The 16,279-nt window shown below is 67.4% G+C and carries 14 protein-coding genes; 9 read left to right on the top strand and 5 right to left on the bottom strand.

The annotated features are described in order from the left end of the window. Nucleotides 1-46: 46 nt before the first annotated feature. Nucleotides 47-1,213 carry an NAD(P)-binding domain-containing protein gene (locus EEB19_RS17870; RefSeq protein WP_187588698.1) on the bottom strand — a complete coding sequence of 389 codons (1,167 nt, stop codon included), beginning with the start codon at nucleotides 1,211-1,213 and terminating at the stop codon, nucleotides 47-49. Between the two features lie 18 nt (nucleotides 1,214-1,231). Between EEB19_RS17870 and EEB19_RS17865 the strand changes: the two genes are divergently transcribed. The 3 genes from EEB19_RS17865 to EEB19_RS17855 all read left to right on the top strand — a co-directional run bounded on the left by EEB19_RS17865 (nucleotide 1,232) and on the right by EEB19_RS17855 (nucleotide 5,385). Then, complete coding sequence (locus EEB19_RS17865) at nucleotides 1,232-1,963, top strand: enoyl-CoA hydratase (RefSeq protein WP_187588697.1); 732 nt, start codon at nucleotides 1,232-1,234, stop codon at nucleotides 1,961-1,963. 540 nt (nucleotides 1,964-2,503) lie between these two features. Further along, a complete protein-coding gene (locus EEB19_RS17860) occupies nucleotides 2,504-4,216 on the top strand; it encodes a cytosine permease (RefSeq protein WP_187588696.1) in 1,713 nt (570 codons plus the stop codon). A gap of 53 nt (nucleotides 4,217-4,269) precedes the next feature. Further along, nucleotides 4,270-5,385, top strand: coding sequence for an XdhC family protein (locus EEB19_RS17855; protein WP_187588695.1), 1,116 nt, complete (start codon nucleotides 4,270-4,272; stop codon nucleotides 5,383-5,385). On the opposite strand, the gene EEB19_RS17850 is transcribed toward EEB19_RS17855, so the two are convergent. Genes EEB19_RS17850 through EEB19_RS17840 form a run of 3 tightly spaced genes read right to left on the bottom strand, consistent with a single transcriptional unit; the run spans nucleotide 5,363 to nucleotide 8,509 of the window. After that, on the bottom strand, nucleotides 5,363-6,613 hold the full coding sequence (locus EEB19_RS17850) for a D-arabinono-1,4-lactone oxidase (RefSeq protein ID WP_262365759.1): 1,251 nt from the start codon (nucleotides 6,611-6,613) through the stop codon (nucleotides 5,363-5,365). The two genes, EEB19_RS17855 and EEB19_RS17850, sit on opposite strands and share 23 nt — an antisense overlap. Before the next feature lie 47 nt (nucleotides 6,614-6,660). Continuing rightward, nucleotides 6,661-7,914: an alanine racemase gene (locus tag EEB19_RS17845; protein WP_187588693.1), complete on the bottom strand. Its 1,254-nt coding sequence runs from the start codon at nucleotides 7,912-7,914 to the stop codon at nucleotides 6,661-6,663. Further along, nucleotides 7,898-8,509, bottom strand: coding sequence for a TetR/AcrR family transcriptional regulator (locus tag EEB19_RS17840; protein WP_187588692.1), 612 nt, complete (start codon nucleotides 8,507-8,509; stop codon nucleotides 7,898-7,900). Before EEB19_RS17840 ends, EEB19_RS17845 begins: the two co-directional genes overlap by 17 nt. A 224-nt stretch (nucleotides 8,510-8,733) precedes the next feature. Here EEB19_RS17840 and EEB19_RS17835 point away from each other — a divergent pair, with 224 nt between their 5' ends. Genes EEB19_RS17835 through EEB19_RS17825 form a run of 3 tightly spaced genes read left to right on the top strand, consistent with a single transcriptional unit; the run spans nucleotide 8,734 to nucleotide 12,656 of the window. After that, on the top strand, nucleotides 8,734-9,915 hold the full coding sequence (locus EEB19_RS17835; protein WP_262365749.1) for an MBL fold metallo-hydrolase: 1,182 nt from the start codon (nucleotides 8,734-8,736) through the stop codon (nucleotides 9,913-9,915). Continuing rightward, a complete protein-coding gene (locus EEB19_RS17830) occupies nucleotides 9,912-12,377 on the top strand; it encodes an HAD-IC family P-type ATPase (protein WP_262365748.1) in 2,466 nt (821 codons plus the stop codon). Before EEB19_RS17835 ends, EEB19_RS17830 begins: the two co-directional genes overlap by 4 nt. A gap of 9 nt (nucleotides 12,378-12,386) precedes the next feature. Next, on the top strand, nucleotides 12,387-12,656 hold the full coding sequence (locus EEB19_RS17825; RefSeq protein WP_187588691.1) for an antitoxin: 270 nt from the start codon (nucleotides 12,387-12,389) through the stop codon (nucleotides 12,654-12,656). A 173-nt stretch (nucleotides 12,657-12,829) separates the two neighbouring features. On the opposite strand, the gene EEB19_RS17820 is transcribed toward EEB19_RS17825, so the two are convergent. Next, nucleotides 12,830-13,441 (bottom strand): DNA-3-methyladenine glycosylase, encoded by a 612-nt coding sequence (locus EEB19_RS17820; RefSeq protein ID WP_187588690.1) that lies wholly within the window; start codon nucleotides 13,439-13,441, stop codon nucleotides 12,830-12,832. Between EEB19_RS17820 and EEB19_RS17815 the strand changes: the two genes are divergently transcribed. The 3 genes from EEB19_RS17815 (at nucleotide 13,419) to EEB19_RS17805 (ending at nucleotide 16,276) form a co-directional block, all read left to right on the top strand. Beyond that, nucleotides 13,419-13,856, top strand: coding sequence for an SRPBCC family protein (locus EEB19_RS17815; RefSeq protein WP_187588689.1), 438 nt, complete (start codon nucleotides 13,419-13,421; stop codon nucleotides 13,854-13,856). The genes EEB19_RS17820 and EEB19_RS17815 overlap by 23 nt on opposite strands. Nucleotides 13,857-14,018: 162 nt before the next feature. Next, nucleotides 14,019-15,722, top strand: a complete 1,704-nt coding sequence (locus tag EEB19_RS17810; protein ID WP_262365747.1) for a substrate-binding and VWA domain-containing protein — start codon at nucleotides 14,019-14,021, stop codon at nucleotides 15,720-15,722. A gap of 77 nt (nucleotides 15,723-15,799) precedes the next feature. Beyond that, entirely contained in the window at nucleotides 15,800-16,276 is a 477-nt protein-coding gene (locus tag EEB19_RS17805) for an FMN-binding protein (protein WP_187588687.1), read from the top strand. Nucleotides 16,277-16,279 lie beyond the last annotated feature (3 nt).

Here is a 16,279-nt window from a genome sequence, read left to right as displayed (position 1 = left end):
AAGTGTTGTGAAAACACAACACTTTGTCAACAGTGAGCGCGAATCGTTATGTGGACAGGAGATCGGCGATGTTGCGAGCGGCTTCGCGTCCGGCGCGATTGGCGCCGATCGTGGACGCCGACGGCCCGTAGCCCAGGAGCTGGATGCGCGGGTCCTGCGCAACGGTGGTGGCCAGGCGTCCGCTCATGGTGATGCCGCCGCCGGGCCCGCGCAGACGCAGCCGGGAGAGGTGGTCGAGTGAGCTGCGGAATCCCGTGTTCCAGAAGATGACGTCGACGTCGAGGTGGTCGGTGCCCGTGGCTGCGTCGTCGGCGGGCAGTCCGCAATCCCAGCACACCCCGGTCTCGGTGATGCGGGTGAACATCGGCCGCCACGCGAGGATGCCGTCGTCGCGCGCCGCCGCGATCGTCGGGGTGAGGGCGAGGCCGGTCACCGAGACGACCGAGGTCGGTGGCAGGCCGGCACGCACCCGTTCCTCGACCCGGGCGACCGCCCGACGACCCTTCTCCGGATCGAAGGGCGTCGAATCGAAGACGGGTTCGGTCCGAGAACACCAGAACGTCTCGACACCCGGTGCCTCGCGGGCGATCTCGATGAGCAGCTGCACGGCCGAGATGCCGGCGCCGACCACCAGGACGCGCTGCCCCGCGAACTCCTCGGGGCCCACGTAATCATGGGTGTGCAGCTGTCGGCCGCGGAAGTCGGCGATACCGGGGAGGTGGGGGATGAACGGGCGCTCCCACGTGCCGGTGGCGTTGATGATCGTGCGGGAGGTGATCTCACGCCCGTCGCCCAGCGTCGTGACGAAACCGTCGTCGGAGCGGTCGACGGTGCGGACGGTCACCGGACGGCGCACACGCAGGTCGAACTTCTCCTCGTACTTGCCGAAGTACTCGGGGACCGCCGTCGCCGCAGGGAAGCTGTCACAGTCACGGCCGAGCGCCTCGATCAGGCCGTATCCCGGCAGGTCGTGCACCCTGTTCGCCGCGGCCAGGGTGAGCGTCGGCCAGCGGAACTGCCAGGCGCCACCGGGGCCGGGTGCGTGGTCGAGGAGTTGGTAGCGGTTGTCGAGACCGAATCGCTGCAGGAAATATGCGGCCGACAACCCCGCCTGACCGCCGCCGATGATGAGGACGTCGCAGTCGGGGTCGACCTCGGGGTCGGTCGTGCTCAGGTCGGGATCTCGGGCGGCCACAGTGCCCCAGTCTGTCATCTGGGTAGGCTTCGGCACATGATTCACTCGTCTGCAGACGGTGCCGTCGTCACCATCGAACTCGACCGGACGGACAAGCGGAACGCGCTCGACGAGGAGATGGTCAACGGGCTCTCCGAGGCGTTCGCCGCGGCGGTGGAGGCGCAGGCCCGTGCCATCGTGCTGACCGGGCGCGGACCCGTGTTCTGTGCGGGTGCGGATCTGTCCGGCCCCGTCTACGACCGGGCGTTCCTCGACCGGCTGATCGCCACCCTGCAGCAGATCGAGACCACGCCGGTGCCGGTGATCGCCGCCCTCAACGGATCGGCGCTGGGCGCCGGACTCCAGTTGGCCATGGCGGCGGACCTGCGCGTGATGGCGCCCGACGCCCTGGCCGGCATCCCGGCCGCCAAGATCGGCGTCGCGGTGGACGAATGGACGATCCGTCGACTGGTGTCCCTCGTCGGGTCCGGACAGGCACGGGGCATGTTGATCGGTTGCGACCCGCTGTCGTCCGAACGCGCCCACGCGCTCGGATTCGCCAACCGGATCGGCGATCTCGCCGACGCCCGACAGTGGGCCGCGACCATCGCCGACCTCGCGCCCCTCACGCTGCAGCACTACAAGATGGTGCTCAACGGCGACGGTGCCCGTGACGAACCCGAGGCGCAGCGGCTCACCGCGATGATGCGTGCTTGGGAGAGTGAGGATCTCGCCGAGGGGCGGGCCGCGCGCGTCGAGAAGCGGGCTCCGCGGTTCACCGGCCGCTGACCTCGCCGAGCGGGTCCTGAATCCTCGCGGTGATCTCGATACGCCGCCTCGCCTGGCGGCTCGGTGGCTACTCGATCATCGGTTTGTCGGTCAGGACTCTGCCTGTTTGTTGGTCGGTGGCTGCTCGATCGGCGGTTTGTTGGTCGGGACTCTGCTCTGCCTGTTTGTTGGTCGGTGGCTGCTCGATCGGCGGTTGGTTGGTGGGGGACGCTGTTCTACCTGTTTGCTGGTCGAGTAGCCGAGTGAGCGTAGCGAACCCGGCGTATCGAGACCCGGAAGTTCTGGACCCACTCGGCGAGATTCTGGACCCGGTCGGCGAAGTTCTGGACCCGGTCGGCGAGGTAGCGAGGTGGGTGCACCCGGCTCATCACTCAGCGGTGACATCACCGGCAATTCGGACAAATACGACACGAGCGAGAGTCGGCATCGCAGTTTTCACGTCCGAAACATTCCGATCAAGTGATCGAAACGACCCGTCCCTAGCTTCATCAAAGGCCTCGTTCACCCCCGAAGAGGCCGATGACCTTGCGAGGGAGACGCATGTCGAAAGAGACGGATATCGCCGACGGTGTCGGCGAGATCGAGAATGCGGAGCACAGCATCATCGCGACCGGCGCGCAGGCCGCGGCGGCGCGTGAGTCGCTCGAGGACTACACGCTGCGGTTCGCGCCGCGCAGCTACCGCAAATGGGGTCCGGGAGTCGTCGCGATCTCGGCACTCGGCGGCATCGCCTACCTCGCCGACTTCGCCATCGGTGCCAACATCGGCATCGCGAACGGCACCGGCAACGCGCTCTGGGGCATCCTGTTCTTCGCCGTGGTGATCATGCTGACCGGGTACCCGCTGTCGTACTACGCGGCCCGGTTCAACATCGACCTCGACTTGATCACCCGCGGAAGCGGATTCGGGTACTACGGGTCGGTGCTGACGAACGTCATCTTCGCCTCGTTCACGTTCATCTTCTTCGCCCTCGAGGGCTCGATCATGGCGCAGGGACTCAAACTCGGACTCAGTATCCCGTTGTGGCTGGGCTATCTGTTGTCGTCCGTGCTGATCATCCCGTTGGTCATCTACGGAATGAACACCCTCGCCAAGCTGCAGGTGTGGACGACGCCGCTGTGGTTGCTGATGATGGTGGCACCGTTCCTCTACCTCGTGATCAGGCATCCGGACGCCATCGGCGACTTCCTCTCCTTCAGCGGTGGCACGGATGGGCAAGCAGGACACGGTGTCTCGTTTGCCGGCACGATGCTGGCCGCCGGTGTCTGCCTCTCGTTGATCGCCCAGATCGCCGAGCAGATCGACTACCTCCGATTCATGCCGCCGCGCACGCCGGAGAACAGCCGCAAGTGGTGGACCGCGGTGTTGACCGCCGGCCCGGGCTGGGTCATCTTCGGCGCGATCAAGCAGGTCGTGGGTCTGTTCCTGGCGGTGTACCTGATCATGAACTTCGCCGAACAGGCCGGTGTCGCCAACGAGCCGGTCCATCAGTTCCTCGCGGTCTACGAAGAGTTCATGCCGCACTGGTTGGCCCTGACCTTGGCCGTCATCCTCGTGGTGATCAGCCAGGTGAAGATCAACGTCACCAACGCGTACTCGGGATCGCTGGCATGGACGAACAGCTTCACCCGCGTCACCAAGACCTATCCGGGTCGCCTCGTGTTCCTGGTCTTCAACGTCGCCATCGCGATCGTGCTGATGGAGGCCAACATGTTCAGCTTCCTCAACGAGCTGCTGAACTTCTACGCCAACCTGGCGATCGCCTGGATCGTGACGGTCGCCTCCGACATCGCGATCAACAAGTACCTGCTGAAGATCTCCCCGAAGCAGCCCGAGTTCCGTCGCGGAATGCTCTACAACGTCAACCCTGTCGGGTTCGTGTCGGTGATCGTCTCCGGTGCCGTGTCGATCATGGTGTACTTCCACGTCTTCGGGGACGCCATCCAGCCGTACTCGCCGCTGGTGGCCCTGGGACTCGCGTTGGTCCTCCCGCCGATCATCGCCATCGCCACCAAGGGCAAGTACTACCTGCGGCGCACCGACGACGGCATCGACATCCCGATGTACGACGAGCACGGCAACCCCACCGATGTGCGACTGACGTGCTGCGTCACCGGCATCGACTTCGAACGTCCGGACATGATCGCCTCGGCGGTGCCCGGCCCGAACGGGGAGAAGCAGTACATCAGTTCACTCGCACTCTCCTGTGACAAGACCGGCGAGCACGTCCTGCCGGCCCAGCCCGCGACCTAGTCGCACGGTCCCGGGGTCCGGCCGATCGGGCCGGACTCTGGGACACTGGGATCATGCGTGACCTCGCCTCGACGCTGCTGGATCGTCTTGCCGACGGTCCGGCGGCGTTGGCGCGTGTGGTGTCCACCAGCGGCCCCGCGCCCCGACAACTCGGCGCCGCGATGGCCGTCACCGCCGACGGCGGCGTCATCGGTTCGCTGTCGGCCGGGTGCATCGACTCGGCGATCGTCCACACCGCCGCCGACGTCCTGCATACGGGACACGCGGTGACCGAGCGTTTCGGAACGACCGATGCCGACGACATCGCGATCGGACTCACCTGCGGCGGCGAGATCGAGATCTTCGTCGAACGCGTCGACGAAACGCGCATCGCCCAACTCGCCGAGTTGATCTCGGCCCTCGAGCGCGACCGCCCGGTCGCGCTCGCGACGACGCTGACCACGCATCCGGAATGGCGTCTGACCCACCCTCACGACGCCGAACCGTGGCAGGGGCTCGACGCCGACGTCGCCAATCGGTTGGCGCAGGGGTGCAGCGGAATCGTCGGCGTCGACGACACCGAGTGCCCGCCGGAGGGGACGGCCCGACCCCGGACGTTCGTGCAGACGTTCGCCTCCGCCCGCCGGCTGATCCTGGTCGGCGCCAACGATTTCGTCCGTGCCCTCGCGACTGTCGGTGCGACTCTGGGTTTCCATGTCACGGTGGTGGATCCGCGGCCGGTGTTCGTCACCACCGCGCGCTTCCCCGACGCCGACGATGTCGTCGTGGCCTGGCCGGATCGCTATCTTGCCGGCGAGAGTTCTTCTGGACGAACGGGTTCGACGACGGTGGTGTGTGTGATGACCCACGACGCCAAGGTCGACGTCCCGGCGCTGTCTGCCGCTCTGGCCGGGGGAATCGGATTCGTGGGTGCTCTCGGGTCCCGTCGTACCCACCGGGATCGGGTGCGTCGACTCGTCGAGGAAGGGGTTGCCGACGAGCAGATCGCCTGCGTCCGTTCTCCTCTGGGGCTCGACCTCGGCGGGCACAGCCCGCAGGAGGTGGCGATCTCCATCGCCGCGCAACTGATCGCGGAACGCCACGGTGGGTCGGGGCGGTCGTTGCGTGAGCTCCGCGGACCGATCCACCGGCCCGATGTCCCCCCGCTCAGGCCCCGAGAGTCCGAGTGAGGTAGGGATTGGCGAAGACTCGGCCGGGGTCGAAACGATTTCGGATGGCGAGGAACTCGTCGAATCGCGGATACACGGCGCGCAGGTGGTCGGCGTCGCGGGTGTGCATCTTGCCCCAGTGCGGGCGCCCGTCGTATGCGGTCAGGATCTCCTCGACGTCGCGGAAGTAGGCGGCGGAGTCGGTCGGGTCGTCGCGGTGGTAGCGGTGGACGGCGATGTATCCGGTGTCTCGCCCGGCCGCGGTGGAGATCATCAGGCCGTCGGCGGCGGCTGCGCGCACCTCGACCGGGAAGCTCACCCGATGACGTCGGCGGTCGATCATCCCGCGGATCTCGCGCATCGCGTCGGGGACGGACTCCAGCGGAATCGCGTACTCCATCTCGTGAAAGCGCACCGTCCTCGACGACACGAACACCCGTGTCGACGAATCGGTGAACGTCCGCCCCGACAACGCGCGTCCCGACACCTGGGCGATACCGGGCACCGCCCACGGGACACGTGCGCCGACCTCGCACAACACCCGGAACACCTTGTTGCTGAGCAACTCATCGTCGACGTAGCGCCTGATCCGGCCGGGGCCGTGGGGTGCGACGTCCGCATCGAGCCGCGTGTTCGCCTTCTGCAGAGCGCAATCGGTGTGCGGGAACCAGTAGAACTCGTGATGATCGTGCATCGCGACCCGGTCGAGGAAACCATCGATCGCGTCGTCGGCGGAACCGGAGGTCTCCACCGCACGGAGCCCGAACGCCGGTACGCACCGCAGCGTGATGTCGGTGAGAATGCCGAGGGCCCCCACCCCGAGGGCGATCGCATCCGATTCCACGTCCCCGCTCGACACCCGGACGACGTCACCGGTACCGGTCACCAGCGTGGCGCCGACGATCTGCGTGCTGATACCGCCGAATGCCAGGCCGGTGCCATGGGTGCCGGTCGAGGTGGCGCCCGCGATGGTCTGGCGGTCGATATCGCCGAGGTTGGCCATGGCGAGATCGTGCGGGGACAACAGGTCGGGGATCTCGTGCAGCCGCGTGCCCGCGGCGAGAGAGACCGTTCGTGCGTCGGCGTCGACACCGGTCAGGCCGCGCAGTGCGGAGAGGTCGACATGCACACCGCTGGTGACGGCTGCCCCCGAGAAACTGTGTCCGGACCCGACCGCCTTGACGGTCGTCCCGTCGTCGGCCGCCTGACGGACGATCGCCGCCACCTCGTCGACGGTGGTCGGACGCATGGTCGCCGCGGGCGCGCACACCTCGGTTCCGCCCCAGTTCCGCCACGTCACAGAAAGCACTTCCCCTCGCCGCGATAGGTGGGCACCACGTCGACCACCCGCGCGCCCGACTGGTCGCGATCGATCACCACGACCGTCGTCGCTCGTTCACACACCTCGCCGGACTTCGTGTGCCGGAACCACACCCGGTCGCCGACAGACAGTCCGTCCGCGGCGTCGCCACGCACCGGGGTCTGTACCTCGCCGGCCGCCTCGGTACCGACATAGCGCAGGCCGGCCGGCCACACGGGCTTGGGCAGCCGGTCGGTGCCCGGAGGCCCGGAGGCAATCCACCCGCCGCCGGCACACGTCACCATGCCCGGCGCGGGACGCCGCACGACGTCGAGGCCGAAGGCCATCGCGGGCGCGGGGCGGAAGTGCCCGTATCCGTCGAACAGATGTCCGCCGAAGAAGCCGCTGCCCGCGGCGATGTCGGTGACCGAGCCGTCCCTCGACGTCGCCTCCAGCGACCCGGTGCCGCCGCCGTTGACGAACTCCAGATCGGTCACCGACCGGATGGCCGCGACGGCCGCGGAGCGCCGCGCGCGAAGTTCGCCCATCGACCGTTGCTGCATCAGTCGGATCACCGTGTTGCGCAGCGGCTTGCCGTCGACCCGATCGGGCAGTCCGGCGATCTGTGCCTCATACGACATCACCCCGACCAACCGGAACCCCGCGCGTCCGGTGATGTGACGGGCGAGTGCGAGCGCATCCGACGGATCATGCACCGGCGAGCGCCGGACACCGAGATGCACACGGCCACCGGCGAGTCGGGTCGACGCGTCCAGATCGATCGCGACACGGACGACGGGTCGCCGGGTGGGGGAGCAGACGGCATCGACGATGTCGAGTTGGTCGACACTGTCCACGAGAAGTGTGACGCGTTCCAGGGCCACGTCGTCGGCGAGCAGTCGCGAGATCGCGCCGCGCCGCGTCGACGGATAGCCGAGGAGGACGTCGGTGACGTCGGAAGCGGTTGCCAGCCAGCGTGCTTCGTCGACGTCGTAGGCGAGTGCACCCGCGAACCCGTCGAGTCCGAGGATCGTCTCGATCACCGATCGCACCCGCAGCGACTTGCTGGCCACCCGGATCGGGACACCCGATGCACGGGCGCGGAGGTCAGCGATGTTGTGGCGCAGAGCCGTACGGTCCAGCGCCAGGACCGGTCCGTCGAGGCCGGCCGCGTGCACCGCATCGTCGAATCCCGTCCAGTACTGCGCGGGGTCGGATTCCCAAGTCGGCAGGTCAGTCCTCGGCGACATAGGTCATCAGCGCGGCGGTCGACGCCTCGATGATCTTGCCGACGGCGTCGTCGTCGGAGGTGCTCAGGTAGGTGAGGGTGATGGCGTTGGTCGTCGCGATGATGACCGGGCCCAGACTCTCCACCGGCGTGCGCCATCGGACGGCGGCGCGCTGCGCCGAGGCGTCGAGCCCCAGCGTGGCGACCTCGTAGAGCCGCTCGTACATCTGCTTGCCGACACGTTGCAACTCGGCGTGGTTGTGCGCATAGATGCCGAGGGAGATGGTCGCCTGCATGCGGCCGGGATCGGCCTTGAGCAATGAGTAGAAGGCCTCGAGTTGCGAGCGCATGTTCTTCTGCATCGCCTCGCGGCCCTGACCGTCGTCGACGACCATCGGCAGGATCGACTCCAGCATCCTGTTGATGTCGGATGGGACGGCGGTCTCCATCACGGCACACAGCAACGCCGTACGACTGTCGAACGCGTAGTGGAAACTCGCGAGCGGCATGTTCGCGTGCGCACAGATCCGCCGCGTCGTTGCACCCTCGACGCCGTGATCGGCGATCACGCGGTATGCGGCTTCGATGAGCGCCGTTCGACGCTCGTGGACTGACATTCGTGCCAACTTCGGACTACCCCCATGCCGTCATGTGACCTGCACATGCGGTGAACATGCTCGCCGAAGCCTATCAGTGCGTGTAACTGCGGGTATGCGAGTTGGGCGGGTGAATTGTCCGGTGCGTTCGCGGGCGATCTCGCGGCCGTGTCCGTGGCCGACACCCACGCCTGCGCACCCCCGATCGCGGTCTCCCGGCGCCGCCGAGCATTACTCTTTAGTGCGTGACCTCGACGACCGGCCGAACGAGTACCCAATTGGCCCAGCGCGCTGCATCGACGCTGGCCACGGCCGGGATCTCCGCGGCCGATGTCCTGACCGCCGGGCTCGCCCGGCGCGGCCTTCCCGCTGCCCGCGCGCTCGGTGCCGACAGTGCCGACATCCGACGCTTCACCATCGGCTCGCCCTACGCGCCTGACGGCAGCTTCCACAATCTGGAACCCGCGGAGCCCCAGGTCGACGCCGACTTTCGGGTGGTCCTCGACATGGCCCGCAGGCCCGGCCGCCCGCGTCGGCCGGTCGAGGTGCTCCGACCCGACTTCGCCGAGGAGGCCGGCGACCTCACGGCCACCTGGCTGGGTCACGCGTCGGTGCTCGTCGAACTCGACGGCCTCCGAATCCTCACCGATCCGGTCTTCAGCGCGCGCTGCTCCCCGTCGCAGCGTGTGGGTCCGGCCCGCATGCACGCCGCACCCGCGACCGTCGCGGACCTGCCGCCGGTCGACGTGGTGCTGATCAGTCATGACCACTACGACCACCTCGACATGGCGACCGTCGTCGAACTCGCCGAGCGTCAGCCGCAGACGCGATTCGTCACGGCGATCGGCGTCGGCGCACATCTCATCGGGTGGGGAATCGGCGCCGATCGCATCGAGCAGGCCGACTGGTGGGAGGAACGCACGATCGCCGTCGGCGGCACATCGTTGACCTTCACGTGTTGCCCGGCCCGGCATTTCTCGGGTCGTGGCCTGACCCGCAATCTCACCCAGTGGTCGAGTTGGGTGGTGGCGGGGCCGTCGCATCGCATGTTCTTCTCCGGTGACACCGGTTTCTCCGAGCGTTTCGAGGAGATCGTCACGCGCGTCGGCTCGGTGGACCTGACGCTCATCGCGGTCGGTGCGTACGACCCGATGTGGCCGGAAGTGCATGTGAATCCCGAGGAGGCGATCGCCGTGCACCGCATGCTCACCGGAGACCGGGTGCGCGACGCCGTCATGATCCCGATCCACTGGGGGACCTTCAACCTGGCCCGGCACTCGTGGGCCGACCCCATCGCACGATTGCTGCCGACCGCGGAAGCGAACGCGTCGACGGTCGTCGTACCGCCGCCGGGTGGTGCCGTCGACCTCGTCCAGCGGACCGGGACCGCGATGCGGAACCCCGCCTGGTGGGAGGCGTCCGCGTGACCCAGCTGTCCGAGGAGACCGCGGGCGATAGGGGTCTGAGCAGGGCGGAGGTCGACGAGCGTGTCGCGGCCGGCAAGGTCAATGATCTGCCCGACCGTTCCGGCCGCTCGGTCGCCGACATCGTCCGCGCCAACGTCTTCACCCGGATCAACGCGATCCTGGGTGTCCTGTTCGCCATCGTGGCGTCGACCGGGTCGCTGATCAACGGACTGTTCGGCCTGCTGATCATCGCGAACAGCGGTATCGGCATCATCCAGGAGGTCCGGGCGAAACGGACCCTGGACAAGCTCGCCATCGTGGGTCAGACCGAACCGATGGTCCGTCGCGACGGTCAGGTCGTCGCGTTGCCGCCGAATCAGGTGGTGCTCGACGACATCATCGAGATCGGTGCCGGCGATCAGGTCGTCGTCGACGGTGAGGTGGTCGAGGCGCTCGCCCTCGACGTCGACGAATCGTTGCTCACCGGCGAGGCCGATCCGATCGACAAGGGTCCGGGTGACGCGATCCTGTCCGGCAGTTTCGTCGTCGCCGGCTCCGGTGCGTACCGGGCCACCAGGGTCGGTGCGGAGGCGTATGCCGCGCAGCTGGCCTCGGAGGCCTCCAAGTTCACGCTCGTCTCCTCCGAGCTCCGGTCGGGGATCGACCAGATCCTCAAGGTGATCACCTGGCTGCTCATCCCCGCCGGTGTGCTGACGATCGTCAATCAGCTGTTCATCAGCGACAACGGGATTCGGGCATCGCTGCTGGGCATGGTCGCCGCGTTGGTGCCGATGGTCCCCGAGGGGCTGGTGCTGATGACCTCGATCGCGTTCGCGGTCGGTGTCGTCCGACTCGGGCAACGGCAGTGCCTGGTCAACGAGTTGCCGGCGATCGAAGGCCTGGCGCGGGTCAACGTCGTCTGCGCCGACAAGACGGGCACGCTCACCGAGAACGGCATGCGGCTGTCCGAGGTCCGTCCGGTCGGCGACCCACAGCCTGACCTCGACGACGTCCTGGCCTCGCTCGCCGCCCACGATCCACGACCGAATGCGAGCATGCTGGCGCTCGCCGAGGCCCACCCCACCCCTCCCGCGTGGTCGGTCAGTGCCGTGGAACCGTTCACGTCGGCCAAGAAGTGGAGCGGGATGTCGTTCCGCGACAGCGCGGACCACGACATGGGCAACTGGCTGATCGGCGCACCCGACGTGTTGCTCGATCCCGACAGCGCACCGGCGGCGATGGCCAACGAACTGGGCGCCACCGGACTTCGTGTGCTGTTGCTGTCGCGAACCGACGTACCGGTCGACACCGAGCCCGCGCCCGGTGCGGTCGCGCCCGGCTCTGCGGTCCCCGTCGCGCTCGTCGTACTCGAACAGCGGGTACGCCCCGACGCGCGAGACACCCTGGAGTACTTCGCCAGTCAGCGGGTGGACGTCAAGGTGATCTCCGGCGACAACGCCAGGTCGGTCGGGGCGGTCGCGGCGTCCCTCGGACTGGGCTCCGCCGAGACGTCGGTCGACGCCCGCTCACTGCCGACCGACGAACGCGAACTCGCGGAGGTCGTCGAGCAGGGTGTGACCTTCGGCCGGGTTCGCCCCGACCAGAAGCGCTCGATGGTCAAGGCGCTGCAGTCCGTCGGCGATACGGTCGCGATGACCGGGGACGGCGTCAACGACGTACTCGCGCTCAAGGACGCCGACATCGGCGTCGCGATGGGCTCAGGCAGCTCGGCGGCGCGGTCGGTCGCTCAGATCGTGTTGTTGGACAACAAGTTCGCGACCCTCCCATACGTGGTGGGCGAGGGCCGGCGGGTGATCGGCAACATCGAGCGCGTCTCGAACCTGTTCCTCACCAAGACCGTCTACGCCGTGCTGCTCGCGCTGTTCGTCGGGCTCGGCGGCCTGTTCGGGGAGATCTTCGGATACGGATCGCTGAGCTACCCGTTCCAGCCGATCCACGTCACCATCTCGGCGTGGTTCACGATCGGCATCCCGGCGTTCATCCTCTCTCTGGCGCCGAACAACGAACGTGCGCGGTCCGGGTTCGTCCGACGGGTGTTGTCGCAGGCCGTGCCGAACGGGATCATCGTCGGCCTCTGCGCATTCGTCACCTATGTGATCGTCAATCCGGGGGGCGCGGGTGTCGAGATCGGGTCGAAGGACTCCGTCGACCTCAGCCCGGTGCAGACCCAGGCGGCCACCGCGACCCTCATCACCCTCATCGCGGTTGCGCTCTATGTGCTGGCTGTCGTCGCGCGGCCGTACACGTGGTGGAAGGTCGTGCTGATCGCGGTGTCGGCCGCGGCCTACGTCATCATCTTCGCCTGGCCCTGGACGCAACACATGTTCAAGCTGGATACGTCCAACATGCAGATGCTGTCGGTGGCGTTCATCTCGTCGGCCGTTGGCATCGTCGCAGTCGAGGCGGTCTCTCGCGTCGTACCGCGGTTCGCGGCCCGGCGGTCGGACCGCGAGATGGCCTAGACTCGGGACATGGATCTCAAAGGGCTGGTGGACAAGGCCAAAGCTGCGCTCAAGGGCAATCCGAGTCTGATCGACAAGGGTGGCGACGCCATCGACAAGGCGACCAAGGGCAAGTACTCCTCGCACGTCGACAAGGCACAGGATGCGGTGCGCAAGGCCGTCGGCGCGCAGGACGACCCGCGGCAGAATCCCGCACCCGGCAATCTCGCACCCGGCAATCCAGCACCCCAGAATCCGGCACCGAAACCCGAAGCGCCGAAGGACAATCCGCCGCAGTAGCGGGTCGCCCTTCGTGACGCTCGCAAGCTCGCTTCTCAGGGATCGGGTGACGCTCGCAAGCTCGTTCCTCAGGGATCGGGTGACGCTTATGCGGGGGCGTGGATGAAACGATCCCTGAGGAGCCCCGGAGCGCCAGCGGAGGGGCGTCACGAAGGGGCGTCAGCGAAGGGGCGTCACAATCCCTTGGCCGGGCTCGCCCCGGCGCGCTCATGACGGCGATACGCGGACACGGTCGGGTCGTCGCTGATCCAGAATCGCCACCGGACGTCGGCGGCGAGTCGCACCCCGACGCGAGGGCCCGCACTGACCGATCGACGTGCGACTGGTCGTGACCGCAGCAGACAGACCGGAGTGCCGTCGTCGAGATCGCTGTCGAGATCGTCCATGCTGATGCCGAGAGCGCGGGTGAGATTGCCCGGACCGCGCCCCAGGAAGCGGTCGGCCTTCGCCGTGGGCCGCCGCAGGCGCGCGAGATCCAGGCCGTCGACGATCTCCCCGGCACGGATCAGCACCGCCGACCCCTGCTCGCGGGGACCCGTGACGACGTTCGCACAGAAATGGCCGTGAATCCGGTACACATAGAGGCGTCCGGCGGGCCCGTACATGATCTCCGACCTGGGGGTCCGCGTGTAGGCGTGCGACGCAGGGTCGTCGCGACCGCCGTAGGCCTCGACCTCCGTGATCCGTGCCGAGACGCCGTGACCGACGAGAACGGTGCCCAGCAGGGCTCGCGCATCGGCGCTGACGCTAGGCTCACTGACCATGGCCAAGACAAGTGACTCCATCGATGTGGACCTGTCTGTCGAAGATACCTGGACGGCGGCGTCGGATCTGACCCGCTATTCGGAGTGGCTGGTGCTGCACGACGGGTGGCGCTCGACGGTGCCGACCGCCGACGAGCTCGCCGAGGGCGTCAAGCTGGCGTCGGTTGTCAAGGTCAAGGGAACCCGCATCCGATTCGACTGGACGATCGAGAAATACCGTCCGTACGAGCAGGTGCGTCTGAAGGGGAACGGCAAGGGCGGGGTCAAGGCCAAGCTCGAGTTGGGCATTGTTCCCAAAGACGATGGTTCGACAGTAACCTTCACTGTTGATCTGGGTGGGTTGCCGTTGATGGGGCCGGCGGGCAAGGCCGCGGCCATGGCGGTATCCGGGGATCTGCGGAAGTCGTTGTCGACGTTCCGTGAGGTCTACGGCTGACAGTTCACAACAGGGCATCAAACAGGGGGGACGGCGATGGGGCGTCACAGTTCAGGCGCTGATCGGCCGGAGGGGGCGGATCGCTCGGGTAATGGGTCGCAGCAGCGGCCGGGGCCCGATCAGACCGGGCCGCAACGTGCTTCGCGTACGGGTCCGATCGACATGCCCGCGAGCGGTCCGATCGATGCCCGGGCGGCCCGTGGCAATGGCCGGCGTGGCGGTGCCGACGACGGGTTCGGGTTCGAACACCGGCGCGCATCCACCGGCCGACGTGGTGGCTGGCTGTGGGGTGTGGCCGCACTGATCGTCGTCGCAGCGCTGGTCACCGGCGTCGTGCTCTGGCGCACCGGTGCCGTCGGCTGCGGTGATCGTGAATCGGTCACCATCGCCTCCGATCCCGCGATGACAGGTGCACTGCGCACCGTCGCGCAGCAGGCCTCCGAGGACTCGTGCTTCGACTACGACGTGAACGGCGTGGCCGGCGCCGAGGTGCCCGGGCAGCTGACCAGCGGTGACAAGGCCCCGGACCTGTGGGTGTCCGATTCCCAGATCCAGGCCCGACGGGTGACCACCCAGGTCCGGAAGGATCTGAACCTGGTCGCCCCGTCGATCGCGACGTCACCGACGGTCGTCGTCGGCAAGGACGTCCCGCAGCTCGGCAGCTGGGTCGATGTCATGAAGCTGTCGGATCTGCGGACCGGTAGTCCCATCGACACCAGCACCGGTGACGCGCCCATCGTCGGCGCGCTCGCCGAGGTGAACAACAAGAATCTCAGCGAGAAACAGCTGACCGAGGCCATGACAGTCCTCGCGGTTCAGCAGAACAACGCCCGGTTGGCCAACGACAACGAGGGCACCCGGCTCAACCTGGCGAACACCTCCGACGTCCCGGTGATCACCACCGAGCAGCAGTACCTGCTGTTCACCAAGACCCATCCGGGATCGGAGCTCAAGGCCTCCGTTCCCGCCGACGGCACCGTGATGCTGGACTACCCGATGGTGAACACCGCGTCGTCGGCGCGTCGTGACGTGGCGGCCGAGGCGGGCAAGTCGCTCGTGGACAGATTGACGTCGGCCGACGGGCAGAAGGCCCTCAACGGAGCCGGTTACCGCAATGCCGATGGCGCCCCGCTGCCCGACGGCGCGGGCGTCGGGCAGGTCAAGGTCCTCGGCCTCGACGATCCCACCGAGGTCGACAAGGCGATTCGCCAGTGGCAGGTCCTCGGCGTACCGATCCGCACCCTCGTGGTCGAGGACACCTCGGGGTCGATGGCCGCGCCGGCCGGCGACACGACCCGAGCGGGACTGCTCATCGACGCATCGATGCAGGGACTCAAGCTGTTCCCGAACAACTCCGAGATCGGCGGCTGGGCGTTCAGCATCGACAAGGGCGGGCCGGGGCAGGACTGGAAGTGGATGTCGCCGATCCGGCGTCTCGACGCTCCGGCGGCCAACGGCGGGACGCATCGCGAAGAACTCGCCCGCGCCGTGCGGCAGGGCCTGTCCCCGTCGCAACTCGGCGGCGGCACCGGTCTCTACGACACGACCCTCGCGGCGTTCAAAGAGGTCCAGAACAGCTATGACCCCAACTACTCGAACTCGGTCATCATCATGACCGACGGACAGAACGAGGATCCGAACAGTATCGGGCTCGACGAGCTGCTCGCCGACCTGAAGGACCTCGAGGACCCGGCGCGCCCCGTCCTGGTCCTGACGATCGGCATCTCCGAGGACGCGGACACCGACGCGCTCAAGGCGATCGCCGACGCCACCGGCGGGACGACCTATGTCGCCGAGACCCCGAGCGACATCCAGAACGTGTTCGTCGACGCCATCCAGGCTCGCATCGCGGCCGCCGGTCGCTGATCCCGTTTACCTGAGGATTACCTGTCGATCCGCTTTCGGAGTGGTCGTCGGTTTTGTCGTGGTGCAAAATCGGACACATGACCCGGAAAGCTCCCCTGCATCGGACCGTCGGCGTCGCCGCGGCACTCGCCACCGTCGGACTCGTCGCCGGCGCGTGTAGTTCTGATGATTCGTCGGACTCCGCGACGACGGTGACCGAATCCGCGGCCGCCGCCACGAGCGCCGAGGACGCGACCGAGGCGGCCGACGCCGACGACACGTACAAGGACGGGGAGTACTCGGCCACCGGGAACTACGTCTCGCCCGGCGGGCCACAGCAGGTGGGGGTCACCCTCACCCTGTCCAACAACGTGATCACCGCGCTCAGTCTCGACACGAGTCAGACCAAGGGCACGTCCAAGGAGTTCCAGGGCAAGTTCGCCAGCGGGATCGACGCGTTGGTGATCGGCAAGAACATCGATGAGATCGACGTCGACAAGGTGGCCGGATCGTCGTTGACGTCGACCGGTTTCGACGACGCCATCGACCAGATCAAGACCCAGGCGCAGGCCTGACGC

Origin of the sequence: Gordonia sp. OPL2 (assembly GCF_003797825.1) — a bacterium.
Lineage (GTDB): Bacteria > Actinomycetota > Actinomycetes > Mycobacteriales > Mycobacteriaceae > Gordonia.
This window is presented reverse-complemented; position numbering and strand designations above follow the sequence as displayed.

Coding starts and splice junctions, on each gene's coding strand:
- EEB19_RS17820 (WP_187588690.1), bottom strand. CDS start 13,441: ATGGAGTCACTTGTCTTGGCCATGGTCAGTGAGCCTAGCGTCAGCGCC.
- EEB19_RS17870 (WP_187588698.1), bottom strand. CDS start 1,213: ATGACAGACTGGGGCACTGTGGCCGCCCGAGATCCCGACCTGAGCACG.
- EEB19_RS17850 (WP_262365759.1), bottom strand. CDS start 6,613: ATGCGTCCGACCACCGTCGACGAGGTGGCGGCGATCGTCCGTCAGGCG.
- EEB19_RS17855 (WP_187588695.1), top strand. CDS start 4,270: ATGCGTGACCTCGCCTCGACGCTGCTGGATCGTCTTGCCGACGGTCCG.
- EEB19_RS17860 (WP_187588696.1), top strand. CDS start 2,504: ATGTCGAAAGAGACGGATATCGCCGACGGTGTCGGCGAGATCGAGAAT.
- EEB19_RS17805 (WP_187588687.1), top strand. CDS start 15,800: ATGACCCGGAAAGCTCCCCTGCATCGGACCGTCGGCGTCGCCGCGGCA.
- EEB19_RS17825 (WP_187588691.1), top strand. CDS start 12,387: ATGGATCTCAAAGGGCTGGTGGACAAGGCCAAAGCTGCGCTCAAGGGC.
- EEB19_RS17815 (WP_187588689.1), top strand. CDS start 13,419: ATGGCCAAGACAAGTGACTCCATCGATGTGGACCTGTCTGTCGAAGAT.
- EEB19_RS17840 (WP_187588692.1), bottom strand. CDS start 8,509: ATGTCAGTCCACGAGCGTCGAACGGCGCTCATCGAAGCCGCATACCGC.
- EEB19_RS17845 (WP_187588693.1), bottom strand. CDS start 7,914: ATGTCGCCGAGGACTGACCTGCCGACTTGGGAATCCGACCCCGCGCAG.
- EEB19_RS17810 (WP_262365747.1), top strand. CDS start 14,019: ATGCCCGCGAGCGGTCCGATCGATGCCCGGGCGGCCCGTGGCAATGGC.
- EEB19_RS17865 (WP_187588697.1), top strand. CDS start 1,232: ATGATTCACTCGTCTGCAGACGGTGCCGTCGTCACCATCGAACTCGAC.